Source organism: Nocardia sp. NPDC050378, assembly GCF_040655675.1.
GTDB classification, from domain to species: domain Bacteria; phylum Actinomycetota; class Actinomycetes; order Mycobacteriales; family Mycobacteriaceae; genus Nocardia; species Nocardia coubleae.
In genome coordinates this window covers 150797-163923 of sequence record NZ_JBFAKI010000005.1, presented here as the reverse complement: position 1 = coordinate 163923, position 13127 = coordinate 150797, and the positions used below count along the sequence as shown (strand labels likewise).

Sequence of the window (13127 nt, the reverse complement as noted above, 5' to 3'; positions counted from 1 at the left end):
TCACGCTCCGAAGACCAATAGGTGCACGCCGCCGACGAGGGCGCCCAGGATGCCGCCGTGCAGATACAGCAGCCAGGCGTCCTGTTCGATGGCGGTGTACAGCATTTCGACGAATTCCTCGGGCGGTAGTTCGCGCAGTTTCTCGGTGGCGAGCTCGTCGACGCTGGCCGCCGTCGACTGGGAGAACTCGACGTCGTCGACCAGCCAGGGCTTCATCTCGGTGGCCAGGCTCGCGCCCGCGGTGGCCTGGATGGCATCGAAATGCCGTGGGCCGACGGCCAATCGGGTCACCGAGCGCAGCGGACCGAGGATGCGGTCGATCTCGAGCTGCAGGAAGTGCGCGATCACCGCGCGGGTCTTGTCACCGCTCGGCCCGTCGAGCAGTTGTTCGGTGACCACGTCGAGGGTGACGATCTGATACCCGATCGCATGCCCCAGATCGGCCGCCGCCTGGTACTGGCGTTTGGCGAATTTCGCGACACCCCAGGGGTATTTGTATCTCGGCTGCGGGTTCGCGGGTTCGAATACCACCTTGATGGCGATGATGTTGACCAGCACACCCACCACCGCGCCGCCGAGGACCACGACCAACCACGCAGGCACCAGATGCACCAGGGTGTGCAACCAGCCGGGCAGTTCGATCATCGCAGGGGTGTCACCGTGCGGGGAGCTGTAGTGCAGCAGCGACAACCACAGCGCAACGACCACCCCGAAGGGGAATCCCAGTACCCCACTGCGCGTCATGAATCGCAGTTCGGGGGCACCGAGCCCGTAGATCACGTCCTTGAGCAGTTCCGGGCGGCGCCGCAGATATCCGACGACCATCAGCTTCACATCGAGCAGCTGGTCGATATTGGCGCCGATGAAGTCGAAGGCACGGTCGGTGATCGCGGGCAGTTCGGCTTCGACCCGCGCGTAGATCGCCTCACGCGCGCGTGGCGGCATGTCCGCCCACAGCTGCGGGTGTTCGGTGGTCATGATCGAATCGACCATCGAGCGCACGTTCGGCAACGCCACGTGCGCGACCTGGGCGGAGATCTTGCGCGGGTCCATCTGGTCGAAGAAGTCCTTGGCCGTGCCGATCTTGGCGACGGCGTTGTCGACCATCAGGCTGGCCATCTTCTCCGCGCGCGCCGGGATGAAACCCTGGAATCCGAGGATGCCGCCCGGCGCGAACGTCGGCAGGATCTGAACTTTGCGCGGCAGCAACGGGAACAGCGTCTTGAGGCCGGGTACATAGAAACCGGTGAATCGCACCGGCGCGAACAACATGATGACGCCGGTCCAGTTGGTGATCAGACCCGCGATGGCGCTGAAGATCGGAATGCTGATCATGTCGACCCAGAACTTGCTGAGTCCGGTCATCTCTTCCCAGTTCAGCAGGCCGAAGAAGCCCGCCGCCTCGATCTCAGCATTCATCCGGCGTCCACTCCGTCGTGTTCCGAACATCGCGCGTTTCGGTCATCTTAGGGGACAGATCGGGAGGTTCCGGGCAAGTTCGGCACTTACCCGCAATATCGGAGCAAACCTGCGATCATGTCCGGACCCGGCGTTGGTTCGACCCTGGGCAGGTACGTATTCCAGGCTAACGCGGTGGGTCCGGCTCCGGGTGGGGATCGTCGGAACCATGGGTGGTGGCGACCAGCAGCAGGTTGGTGTCGATGTCGTGGGTGACCTTGTTGGCGACCGATCCGAGCAGCCGCGCGGGCCCGCTCATCCCCCGGTTGCCGATGACCACGAGGTCGTACTTCCAGGCGGCGTTGCACAGTGCTTCGGCGGGCGGCACGCCGGTGAGCACGTCGTGGCCGAGCAGTTCGGGATCGTCGAGGTTCAGGGCCGCGTGCACCTGGGCCAGGGTTTCCGCGCCGTCGGCGTCGGTTTTCGTCGCGGTCACCAGGAACGGGCGCGCACCGAGTTCGAGGGCGAGGTCGTAGCCGCGGCGCACCGCGAGCATCGAACTGGGTGAGCCGTCGGTGGCCAGGCCGATGGTGGTCCAGCGTTTGGGCACCTTGTGGGTGAACAGGACGTCGGTGGGGCTGTGGTGGGAGACGTGGTTGGCGGTGGAACTGGTGAGCCGGTCCTTGGAGCGGCCGAGCCCACGCGCCCCGATCACCAGCAGCGTGCCCGGGTCCCGCGCACCGACTTCGAGCAGCGCCGCGCTCGGTGTGCCCGGCATATCCAGGGCCGTCACCTGCGACAGGCCCGCCTCGAAGAGCGCGGCGACGGCGGCGGCACTGATCCGCACGGCCGATTCGGGATCGAGGGCGGACTTGCGCGCCTTTTCCTTCCAGACGGTCAGCGCGGTGATCGGGACCCCGAGCCGGAGCGCGACCTCACCGGCGACGGTGACCGCCAGTTGCGCGGCCTCCGACCCGTCGGTTCCCACCACGATGCGCTGGTAGCGGTCCATGGGACCCTCTCCGATCCGACGACGGCGGTTCGCCACAGTATAAACACCGCACGCTCCGGCAATCCTGCCGCAAATGTCGGCGTCGGTCAGAGGGCGATACCGAGGAGTCCGTCGACGGCGGAGCGCACCAGGGCCGGGGCGTCGGTGTCGGTGCCACCGTAGGCGATCGCCTGCTCGGCCCAGTTGTCCACCGCGACAAGGGCTTTGGGGGTGTCGAGGTCGTCGGCCAGGTGCTGACGCAGGCGGGCGAGGGTGTCGGTCGCCGATGGTCCCGAGCCGAGCGATACCGCGTCCCGCCAGCGGGCGAGCCGCGCCTTGGCCTCGTCGAGGACCGCGTCGGTCCACATGCGGTCCTGCCGGTAGTGCCCGGCGAACAGGCCGAGGCGGATCGCGGCGGGGTCGACTCCGGAGCGGCGCAGTTTCGAGACGAGCACCAGGTTGCCCTTGGACTTCGACATCTTCTCGCCGTCGAGTCCGATCAGCCCGGCGTGCACGTAGTGGCGGGCGAAGCGGCGGGTGCCGGTGATGGCTTCGGCGTGCGCGGCGGAGTACTCGTGGTGGGGGTAGATCAGGTCCGAGCCGCCGCCCTGGACGTCGAATTCGGTGCCGATGCGGTTGAGCGCGATCGCGGCACACTCGATGTGCCAGCCGGGGCGTCCGGCGCCGAACGGTGCGGGCCACGACGGTTCGCCAGGGCGTTCGGCGCGCCACAGCAGGGCGTCGATGGTGTCGCGCTTGCCGGGCCGGTCGGGGTCGCCGCCGCGTTCGGCGAAGAACTTCTCCATGGTGGCGCGGTCGTAGCCCGACTCGTAGCCGAACTGTTCGGTGGCGTCGGTGCGGAAGTAGATGTCGGGGTGTTCGGCGTCGTCGACGATGTAGGCGGCGCCGGAGGCCAGCAGTTTCTGCACCACCTCGACGACCTCTTCGACCGATTCGATGGCGCCGATGTACTGGCGGGGCGGCAGCACCCGAAGGGCGGACATGTCCTCCCGGAACAGGTCGATCTCGGAGCTGCCGAGGTCGCGCCAGTCGACGCCGTCGCGGGCGGCGCGTTCGAACAGCGGGTCGTCGACGTCGGTGACGTTCTGCACGTAGTGCACGTCGTGTCCGGCGTCGCGCCACAACCGGTTGACCAGGTCGAAAGTCAGGTAGGTCGCGGCGTGGCCGAGGTGGGTGGCGTCGTAGGGGGTGATTCCGCAGACATACATCTTCGCGGTCGCGCCGGGGGTGACCGGGCGGACCTGGCGGTCGGCGGTGTCGTACAACCGCAACGGCGGCCCTGCTCCGGGGACGGTCGGAAGGGCGTTATCGGACCAGGACTGCATGATTCGAGGGTAGAGCCCCGGCCGGAGTGCTCGCCTCGCGGCCCGGTCGACCCGGTTGCCCGGCCGGATTCGGCGCGGCCCGCAACCTGCACACAAACGTGTTCGACCGGCGCTGTCAAGGGTTGTGCTCACGAGGATTCCCAGGCCGCAGGGGGTGTGCCTGTGCGGTGGGCGGTTGTGTCGCGGTCTCGGCCGCCGAGCCCGCGAACGGTAGCTGCCGTCGTCGGCACTCTTCACACGTACTCCCTATCATTACCTATTTGCACCTATCTGAACGTTCCTATACGTTCGTTTCATGTCAGAAGGTTTCTATTCGGTGGAACAGGTCGCGGAATTGCTCGGACTGCATGTCCGCACCGTGCGCGGATATGTCCGCGACGGCAAACTGCCGGCCGCGCGCATCGGCAAGCAGTACCGCATCACCCACGACGACCTCGAGACCTTCACCGGCCTCCCGATCAGCGCACCGAAACCCGCGACCGCCGGGCACGCGGAGGCCTCCTGCATCGTCGAGATCGACGACATCGACCGCGCCACCGTCGACCGTGTCGCGACCCTGCTCACCGCCACCGCCGCCACCCGGGGTCCCGGCGGGCGGGCATTGCGGGTCGAAACCAGTTACGACCCGGCACGCGGACGTTTGAAAGTGATCCTGCTCGGCGGACTCGCCGACACCGCACGCCTGCTCGACTATCTGGACGGAGTCCTCGCGCCATGAGCACCATCTACACCTCCGAGCACGGCCGCGAACGCATCGCCGAGCGCTACCGCGAACATCTGGCCACCTGGCCGGTGCCGTGGGAGCAGCGGCTCGTCCCGACCGCCGCGGGTGAGACATTCGTGCTGGTCTGCGGGCCGGTCGACGCGCCACCGCTGGTACTGCTGCACGGTTCCGGGTCCAATACGAGCGCCTGGCGCGGCGATATCACCGAGTGGGCGGCCCACTTCCGGGTGTACGCGGTCGACCTGCCCGGCGAGCCCGGTTTCAGCGCGCCGACCAGGCTGGTGCTGGGCACCGACGCCTGCGCGCACTGGCTCGACGAGGTCCTCGACGGGCTGGGGCTGGACACGGTGTCGATGACCGGGATGTCGCTCGGTGGCTGGACCGCACTGGACTACGTGACCCGCAGACCGGGCCGGGTCGGGGCGCTGGCGCTGCTGTGCCCCGGTGGCTTGGGCAGGCATCGCTACGGGTGGCTGGTGAAAGCCGTGGGTCTACGGTTGCTCGGTCGCCACAGTGTGCGGGACATGGCGCGAACCGGTCTGGGGCTCACCGGTCCGGCGGCGGAGGCGATCCTCGACGACGTGGAACTGGTCTTCACCCATTTCTCGGCCCGCTCGGGCAATCTGCCGAGGTTCTCCGAGGTGCGGTTGCGGGCGGTGGACATTCCGGTGCTGGTGATCGTCGGCGAGCGTGACGCCCTGTTCGATTCGGCGGGCACCGCACGTCGTGCCCGGTTGCTCACCAACGGCGAGGTACAGGTGCTGCCCGGTGTGGGGCACGCGGTACTCGGTCAGGCGGAACGGATCAGCCGGTTCCTGCGCTCCCGGTGACCGCCGCTCCCCGACGTGCGGCGGTCCGGGGTTCAGCTCACTGCTCGTAGCACTGCACGTTCAGGTTGTCGACGTTCTCCCCGAACTGCGGCAGCGCGTAGAACGAGGCACCGACCTGGTCGGGGGCCTGCACGGTGACATCGGGCAGCGGGGCGCCGGTGTTGCGGTCGGTGGCGGTGCACACGAAGGTCTTGTTCTCCCACCAGCCGGCGGGGAAGGCCTGGGCGGGCGCGGCGACGACGGCGCCGAGCAGCAGGGCGGCGGCGGATCCGGTGACGATCGAACGAGTCGACATGGTGTTCCTCTGATGATGCGGGGACAGCGAAAGTGCTTGGAGCACACTAGCACCGGCACCGTCGTGCACCCAGGAAAATCCGTGCCGGTCAGAAGGGCGTGCGCACCCGCGCTTTCCCGCCCTGCGGACCGAACATGTGCAGGATCTCGACGCTTCGATCGCCGGCGGGCCCGAACCAGTGGGGCTGGTCGGTGTCGAACTCGGCCACCTCTCCGGGACGCAACACGAGTTCCTGTTCGCCGAGGATCAGCCGCAGGTCCCCGGCCAGCACATACAACCACTCGTAACCGGCGTGGGTGACCAGCCGCGGTGTCTTCGGGCCGAGGACCTGTTTGAAGACCTGCATGCGTCCCGGGTACTCGGTGAGCGGCACGACCACACTGCCGTTGCGGCTGCGTCGCGGCGTGAGATGCACCCGCGGGTCCCCGGTGGCGGGTGCGGCGATCAGCTGGTCGAGCGAGACCCGGTGCGCCCGCGCCAACGGCAGCAGCAGATCGAGGGTGGGGCGCCGCTTGCCGGTTTCGAGCCGTGACAGGGCGCTCACCGAGATCCCCGTCTCGGCCGACAACTCGTGCAGGGTCAGGTCGCGGCCGCGGCGCAATGCCAGCAGGCGCGGTCCGATCTCGTCGATGATCTGGGCGTCGTCCACCCCACCATTTTGCGGTCTTCGCAAAATCGCTACCTGTTCGCCCGGCCACGCCTCGACGATTCTCGCCATGATCGACACAGTGAAAGACCAAGCCCTCGGCTCGAGACGACGATGGGCGGTGCTGGCGGTGTGCAGCACGGGCCTGTTCCTGGTGGGGCTGGACACGACCATCGTCAACGCCGCCCTGCCGTCCCTCGCCCGTGACCTGCACACCGGAGTCCGTGGCATCGCCTGGATCGTCGACGCCTACACCTTGGTGATGGCGAGCCTGCTCATCTCGGCGGGGGCCGTCGCCGACCGGGTCGGGCGGCGGCGGGTGTTCCGGGTGGGGCTGGTGCTGTTCGGTGCGTCGTCGGCGCTGTGCGCGGTGGCTCCGACGGTCGGTGTGCTGCTCGCCGCGCGGATCGCGCAGGGTGCGGGTGCGGCGATGTTGAGCCCGGTGGCGCTGTCGATCGTCGTCGGGGTGTTCACCGACCCGGCGCAGCGGGCACGCGCGATCGGGGTGTGGGCGGCGGTGTTCGGGGTGGCGATGGCGGCTGGCCCGGTCCTCGGCGGTGTGCTGGTGCAGAGTCTGGGGTGGCGTGGGGTGTTCTGGGTGAATCTGCCGGTGATCGCGGTGGTGCTCGTGCTGACCGCGCTGGTGGTTCCCGAGTCGAGAGCGGTGCGGGTGCGGCGGCTCGACGGACTCGGGCAGGTGCTGCTGGTGATCGTGGTCGGCGGGTCGGTCGGTGTGCTGCTCGAGGGCCCGCGTCTCGGCTGGGCTTCGCCCGCGACGATCCTCGGATCAGCGGTGGTGTGCGCGGCGATCATCGCGTTCGTCGGGCTCGAAGGCCGCGGGCCCGAACCGTTGATCGAACCCGATCTGTTCCGTCGCGCACCGTTCACCGCCGCTGTCCTCAGCGCCGTCGCGATGTTCGTCGCCCTCGGCGCCACCATGCTGCTGACGACGCTGTATCTGCAGGACGCGCGCGGGATGTCACCGGCGGCGGCCGGTGCGGTGATGCTGCCGCTCGCGGTGCCCGCGATCGTGTTAGCTCCGCTCTCGGGTGTGCTCGTGAGCCGCCACGGTGCGCGGCGACCGCTCCAGCTCGCGGGCGGATTCACCGCGCTCGGTGGTGCGCTGCTGTTCGTCGCGGTCGTCGAGCACCGCCCGTTCCCCCTGCTGCTGACGGCGTTGCTGCTGGTCGGAATCGGGTTCGGCTTCGCCAACCCGCCCATCACCACCACCGCCGTGAGCGGGTTGCCCGCCGACCGCGCCGGTGTGGCAGGCGGAATCACGTCCACCGCACGCCAATTCGGTGCCGCCCTCGGTGTCGCGGTCGCGGGCGGGCTCGTCGGCGGTGCCGCGCAGACGGAACTGGCTCGGGCAGCGCGGCCGGGCTGGGTTCTGGTCGCCTGTTGCGGGCTGCTCGTCATGGTCGCGGCCGGGTTCGCACCCTCAGAACGCGGGCCAGGGGATCGGGCGGGCCGAATTCGGTAGTGGCATGACCGGGCGTTCCAGCAGGGCTTTGGTGCGTTCGGTCAGTGCGGTGATCTCGGCGTCGGTGATGTGCTCGGCGAGCGAATCCGCTATCGGGCCGGTCAGATTCGCGGCGAACGCGGTGACATCGGCGATCAGTGCCTCGTCGATGGGCCGACCCGCCCACCCCCACAGCACCGTGCGCAGTTTCGGCTCGCTGTGCAGGCAGATGCCGTGATCGACGCCGTAGACGTGGCCGTCGACACCTTCCAGCGCGTGCCCACCCTTGCGGTCGGCGTTGTTGAGCAGCAGGTCGAGCACCGCCATGCGTTGCAGGCGTGGATCGTCGGCGTGCACGAGCGAGATCTCGTTGCCGGTGTCGTCCAGGGCGCGCAGCACCTCGCAGAACCCGTCGGGCACCGTGCCCGGTGAACACAGATCGACCAGGTCCAGGCGTTGGCGTGCGTCGGTGCGGTTGTCGACCGAGGTCACCCACCGCTGCACCATGCCCGGTCCGAACGGGCCGTCGCGCAACACCGTCTCCGGGATGACACCCCATCCCAGTTGTTCGGAGATCAGGTACGAGGCCACCTCGCGCCCGGCGAGGGTGCCGTCGGGGAAGTCCCACAGCGGTCGTTCACCGCGCACCGGCTTGTACACCACCCGCAGCGGCGCACCATCGGGTTCGGGTGCGGCGATCTCGCACACCAGCGTCAGGTTGCTGGCGACGCCGACCCGCCCGATGATCTCGAGCTCACCGTCGGTGATGCCGGACACGTCTCACTCCTCGTCGAGTTCGGCCGCACCGAAGATCTCGCCGCGCTTGTACCCGTTGGTGCGCACACACATGTGCCCGCGCGCCGACAGCGGTTCCCCGCACAGCGGGCACGGTGGGCGCCCGGCCGCGATCACCCGGGTGGAGCGCAACGCGAACTCACGCGCCTGCATGGGGGTGAGGAACACACGCACCGCGTCGGGGCCTTCGTCGGTGTCGTCGAGCACCACCGATTCGTCGACCTCGGTCTCGGTGATCGCCAGCAGTTCCACCACCACGGCGTTCGCGTCGGCGTCCCAGCCCAGACCCATGGTGCCGACCCGGAACTCGGTGTCGATGGGAGTCATCAGCGGCGCCACATCGGTGACGTCCTCACCTTCGGGCGGTACCTCGGCCCCGAATCGGCGCGCCACCTCGTCGAGCAGCAACCCCATCCGGTCGGCGAGCACTTTCACCTGCTGCTTTTCCAGCAGCACGCTGACCACGCGCGGTTCCTGCACGGCCTGCAGGTAGAACGAACGATCGCCCGGCTCGCCCACGGTCCCGGCGACGAAACGATCGGGGGTGCGGAATACATGGATTGCGCGTGACACATGCACCTCCTGATACGTGACCCTCAACGACACTCACGAACAACCTCCTGGTTCAAGGAGAATCGCGGTGTCTCACATTCCCATTATCCGCACTCGCTGTCCCGGGTACTTCTCCGCCGGGCAGCGGTGGCGGTGGCGTACCCGCGGACAGGGCCGACAGGTCGGCGCCGGTGTCGTTGAACTTCCACACCGACGGCCCGTGCGGGCTGTACCGGACCACACTGATCGAGGCCGGTTCCACCGCGATCCGCTGAAAACTGTCCAGATGCAGGCCGAGCGCGTCGGCCAGGATCGATTTGATGACATCACCGTGCGCGCACGCCACCCACAGCACGTCGCGACCGGCCTTGTCGGCGAGGCGGCGTTCGGTGTCGCGGATCGCGGCCACCGCCCGCTGCTGCACCTGGGCCAGACCTTCACCACCGGGGAACACGGCACCGGAAGCGTGCCCCTGCACCACTTTCCACAGCGGTTCGGTGAGCAGTTCGGCGATCGGGCGCCCGGTCCATTCGCCGTAGTCGACCTCGATGAGCCGTTCGTCGTGTTCGGGTTCGAGACCGAGTTTGTCGGCCAGCGGGGCGACGGTGCGCTGACAGCGCAGCAGCGGTGAGCTGGCGATGTGTTCGATCGGCAGGGTGGCGAGCCGGTCGGCGACCGCGGCGGCCTGTTCGGTACCACGCTCGGTGAGCTCCACACCGGGTGCGCGCCCAGCGAGGGTACGCGCGGTGTTGGAGGTGGACACTCCGTGCCGGAGCAGGATCACCGTCATGGGACCAGCCTAACCATCAGCGGGCCGCGGGCTCAGGTGGCGGAGACGACACCCGCGGCGAGCAGGCCCATCACCGTCAGGCCGAGGATGATCCGGTAGCCGACGAACCAGTAGAAGGAATGCTTGCCGACGAACTTCAGCAGCCACGCCACCGAGGCATAGCCGACGACGAAGGCGAGGATGGTCGCAACCAGCAGTTGCGGACCGCTGGCGTTGAGTCCCTCACCGGCCGGTTCGAACGCGTCGGGCAGGCTGAACAGGCCCGACGCGGTGACGGCGGGAATGGCGAGCAGGAAAGAGAACCGCACCGCCGCTTCCCGTTTCAGACCGAGGAACAGACCTGCGGTCGAGGTGGCGCCGGAACGCGACACACCCGGGATCAGGGCGAGGCACTGGGCCAGGCCCATGATGATGCCGTCGCGGGTGGTGAGCTGTTCGATCGGACGGGCCTTCTTGCCGTAGTACTCACCGGCGGCGATCACCAGCGCGAACGCGACCAGCATGAACGACACCAGCCACAGGTTGCGGGCCCCGGTGCGGATCTCGTCCTTGAACAGGTAGCCGAGCACACCGATCGGGATGGTCGCGATGATGACGTACCAGCCGATGCGGTAGTCCAGTTCGCGCTGGGTGTCGCGTTCGTGGGCTTCGCGGGCGCTGCGGTCCATCACCGGCAGTTTGGTCGTCACCCGGTCACCGACGGCCACTTCACGCTGCGAGCGTTCGCGCCATCGCATGCCGAGGGTGGTGAACCAGGCGATGAGGATGCGCCAGATGTCCTTGGCGAAGTACACCAGGACCGCGGCCTCGGTGCCGAGCTGGGTGACGGCGGTGAACGACGCGCCCGCGTCGTCCCCGAAGAACACACCCGAGACGATGCGCAGGTGTCCGGAGGAGGAGATCGGCAGGAACTCCGTGAGCCCCTGCACCAGTCCGAGTACCAATGCCTGGAACCAGGTCATCGACTCGCCCACCACATCCTCCTACCACTTCTCGTGCCCGAAAGATCGCGTCCTCCTGGGCTTTTGCTTGCTCGCCCGGCCGTGTGGGCCCGCGATCCCGCAGCGACCCTACCCGTCGGGCCGGATCGGTGTCGTCGGCCCACCGGTGAACCCGACTCGCACCGGGTCGGCGCGGCGGTGACGGCCACGCCGCGCATTAGGCTGGGCGCCGTGACGAAAGCACGGGCGCGGTGATGGAACAGCGAACGGTGGGACGAAGCGGACTGCGGGTGTCGCGGATCGGGTTGGCGACCCACACCTGGGGCACCCATACCGACGCCGAGGAGGCCTCGGTGCAGCTGGCGGCTTTCGCCGATGCCGGGGGAACACTGATCGACCTCTCCCCCGGCTACGGTGACGGCGCCGCGCATCAGATCCTGGCCGGGTTGCTCGGTGAGGTGGTCTCCCGCGAGGACGTGGTGCTCAGCGGGTGCGCGGGTGTGGTGACCCACAAGCCGGGCGCGGGAGTGGGCGACACGGTGCCCGCGCCCGCCGCGGTCGGCCCGGTCGTCGACGCCTCCCGGCGCACCCTGCTCCGCCAGCTCGACCGCACCCTCGCCGACCTCGGCACCGACCATCTCGACATCTTCAGCATCGCCGCCTGGGATCCCTACACACCTCTCGAGGAGGTCGCGGCCACCCTCGAGACGGTGATCGCCACCGGACGGGCCAGGTACGCGGGCGTGCGTGGCCTCAGCGCCTGGCAGCTCGCGAGCCTGGCCGCGATCGGGCCGGTCACGGCCGCGCAGACACCGTATTCGCTGCTGGCGCGCGGCCCCGAGAACGATGTGATTCCGGCCGCACGCCATCACGGGGTGGGGATCATCGCTTCGGCGCCGCTGGCCGGTGGCATCCTCACCGGCAAATACAGCGACGGTGTGCCCGCGGATTCGCGCGGTGCCGACGAGTCGACGGCCGCCGAGATCCGCCGCCGCCTCGACGACGACCGCGCCACCCGGGTGGTCGACGCGCTGGTCACCGCCGCCGACGGGCTCGGTACTTCGCCGCTGGCGGTGGCGCTGGCCTGGATCCGGGACCGGCCGGGTATCGCGAGCATGATCGTCGGCGCCCGCGATATCGGTCAGCTCACCGGCGTGCTGGCCGCCGAAACCCTGGAATTGCCGCGCGCGATCGCGGCCGCCCTCGACGATGTGAGCGCCCGTTCGGAATGATGGCTAGCCTTACCTGCATGAAACTGCGTGGTGTGCTGACGGCGATGCTGGCGGCGACGGTCCTCACCGGCGCCGTCGCCTGCACCGCAAGCGATCCTGCATCGACTGCACAAACCCGTGGTCCGGTGACCGCCCAATTCGCCGACCTCGACCCTGTCCCGATCGGGCCCGCACCCACGCCGAAGATGCCCGCGACCGCGCGCTCGTTCGACGGCACCGAGGTGACGGTCACCGACGCCTCGCGCATCATCGCCGTCGACCGGTACGGCACACTCGCGCAGACCGTGTGGGCGCTCGGTCTGGGCGACAACCTCGTCGGGCGAAGCACCTCCGCCTCGTTCCCCTCCGTCGCCGACGTGCCGAATGTAGCGGGCGGCAACGGCAGCCTCAGCGTCGAAGCGGTGCTCGCCCTTCGCCCGTCGGTGTTCCTCACCGACACCACCAGCGCCGCGCCCGCCGTGCGCGACCAGCTGCGCGCCGCCGGTGTGACGGTCGTGTACTTCGACCCCGACCGCAGCATGGACGGTGTCGTCCCGCAGATCGAGGCCGTCGCGACCGCGCTCGGGGTTCCCGACGCGGGGCGCGCGCTCGGTCAGCGCACCAGCGACGAGATCGCCGCCGCCACCGCCCGCGTGCCCGCTCACGACCCGAAACCCAGGATCGCGTTCCTGTACCTGCGCAGCGCCGCGATCACCATGATGGCCGGCCCGGGTTCCGGTGCCGATTCGCTGATCACCGCGGTGGGCGGGGTCGACGCGGGGACCTCGGCCGGGCTGAGCGAACCGTTCACCGCGATCACCAGTGAGGCGATGATCGCCGCGTCGCCCGATGTGCTGCTGGTGATGACGGACGGTCTGAAATCGGTGGGCGGAGTCGACGGTTTGGCGAAGGTGCCCGGCATCGCCCAAACACCCGCCGGGCGTGACCGGCGTGTGGTCGACATGTCCGACGCGGTGGTGCTGAGCTTCGGCCCCAACACCGGCCGGGTGATCTCGGCACTGTCCGACGCCATCTACGGGAAGACGTCATGACCGCGCGAGCAGCGATCCGCCGGTCGCGTGTCCTGCGCCCGGTTCACCTTGTCGCTCGGCGCGGCAGGCGAACGGCTGGTATGCCCGACGAGCT

At 68.8% G+C, this 13127-nt stretch carries 14 protein-coding genes; 5 read left to right on the top strand and 9 right to left on the bottom strand.

Annotated elements, in window-relative coordinates; genetic code table 11:
• The 3 genes from AB0I35_RS13560 to mshC form a co-directional block, all read right to left on the bottom strand.
• Window positions 1-1419 carry a hypothetical protein gene (locus AB0I35_RS13560; RefSeq protein ID WP_357396142.1) on the bottom strand — a complete coding sequence of 473 codons (1419 nt, stop codon included), beginning with the start codon at window positions 1417-1419 and terminating at the stop codon, window positions 1-3.
• Between the two features lie 166 nt (window positions 1420-1585).
• Window positions 1586-2410, bottom strand: coding sequence for a universal stress protein (locus tag AB0I35_RS13555; protein ID WP_357396140.1), 825 nt, complete (start codon window positions 2408-2410; stop codon window positions 1586-1588).
• Window positions 2411-2496: 86 nt separating this feature from the next.
• Complete coding sequence (gene mshC / locus AB0I35_RS13550) at window positions 2497-3735, bottom strand: cysteine--1-D-myo-inosityl 2-amino-2-deoxy-alpha-D-glucopyranoside ligase (protein ID WP_357396138.1); 1239 nt, start codon at window positions 3733-3735, stop codon at window positions 2497-2499.
• A 295-nt stretch (window positions 3736-4030) separates the two neighbouring features.
• On the opposite strand from mshC, the gene AB0I35_RS13545 reads away from it, so the two are divergent.
• Both AB0I35_RS13545 and AB0I35_RS13540 read left to right on the top strand, forming a co-directional pair.
• A complete protein-coding gene (locus tag AB0I35_RS13545) occupies window positions 4031-4453 on the top strand; it encodes a helix-turn-helix domain-containing protein (protein WP_357396136.1) in 423 nt (140 codons plus the stop codon).
• Entirely contained in the window at window positions 4450-5289 is an 840-nt protein-coding gene (locus AB0I35_RS13540; protein ID WP_357396134.1) for an alpha/beta fold hydrolase, read from the top strand. Before AB0I35_RS13545 ends, AB0I35_RS13540 begins: the two co-directional genes overlap by 4 nt.
• 37 nt (window positions 5290-5326) lie before the next feature.
• Here AB0I35_RS13540 and AB0I35_RS13535 read toward each other — a convergent pair whose 3' ends face one another.
• The gene (locus AB0I35_RS13535) at window positions 5327-5584 is read right to left on the bottom strand and encodes a hypothetical protein (protein ID WP_067490056.1); all 258 of its coding nucleotides are present in this window, start codon (window positions 5582-5584) and stop codon (window positions 5327-5329) included.
• An 88-nt stretch (window positions 5585-5672) separates the two neighbouring features.
• On the bottom strand, window positions 5673-6233 hold the full coding sequence (locus AB0I35_RS13530; RefSeq protein ID WP_357396132.1) for an XRE family transcriptional regulator: 561 nt from the start codon (window positions 6231-6233) through the stop codon (window positions 5673-5675).
• A 67-nt stretch (window positions 6234-6300) separates the two neighbouring features.
• Here AB0I35_RS13530 and AB0I35_RS13525 point away from each other — a divergent pair, with 67 nt between their 5' ends.
• A complete protein-coding gene (locus AB0I35_RS13525; protein ID WP_357396131.1) occupies window positions 6301-7713 on the top strand; it encodes an MFS transporter in 1413 nt (470 codons plus the stop codon).
• Here AB0I35_RS13525 and AB0I35_RS13520 read toward each other — a convergent pair.
• From AB0I35_RS13520 to AB0I35_RS13505, 4 genes are read right to left on the bottom strand one after another with little or no spacing between them, the layout of a single operon-like run.
• Window positions 7672-8469, bottom strand: coding sequence for an SCO1664 family protein (locus AB0I35_RS13520; protein WP_357396129.1), 798 nt, complete (start codon window positions 8467-8469; stop codon window positions 7672-7674). The genes AB0I35_RS13525 and AB0I35_RS13520 overlap by 42 nt on opposite strands.
• A 3-nt stretch (window positions 8470-8472) precedes the next feature.
• Window positions 8473-9060 carry a DUF3090 domain-containing protein gene (locus AB0I35_RS13515; protein WP_067490390.1) on the bottom strand — a complete coding sequence of 196 codons (588 nt, stop codon included), beginning with the start codon at window positions 9058-9060 and terminating at the stop codon, window positions 8473-8475.
• A gap of 52 nt (window positions 9061-9112) precedes the next feature.
• Window positions 9113-9829, bottom strand: coding sequence for a histidine phosphatase family protein (locus AB0I35_RS13510; RefSeq protein ID WP_067490061.1), 717 nt, complete (start codon window positions 9827-9829; stop codon window positions 9113-9115).
• Window positions 9830-9861: 32 nt separating this feature from the next.
• Entirely contained in the window at window positions 9862-10803 is a 942-nt protein-coding gene (locus tag AB0I35_RS13505; RefSeq protein WP_357396127.1) for an undecaprenyl-diphosphate phosphatase, read from the bottom strand.
• Window positions 10804-11024: 221 nt separating this feature from the next.
• Between AB0I35_RS13505 and AB0I35_RS13500 the strand changes: the two genes are divergently transcribed.
• Together AB0I35_RS13500 and AB0I35_RS13495 are read left to right on the top strand one after the other, a co-directional pair.
• Window positions 11025-12002, top strand: coding sequence for an aldo/keto reductase (locus tag AB0I35_RS13500; RefSeq protein WP_357396126.1), 978 nt, complete (start codon window positions 11025-11027; stop codon window positions 12000-12002).
• A gap of 17 nt (window positions 12003-12019) precedes the next feature.
• A complete protein-coding gene (locus AB0I35_RS13495) occupies window positions 12020-13033 on the top strand; it encodes an ABC transporter substrate-binding protein (protein WP_357396125.1) in 1014 nt (337 codons plus the stop codon).
• Window positions 13034-13127: the final 94 nt, after the last annotated feature.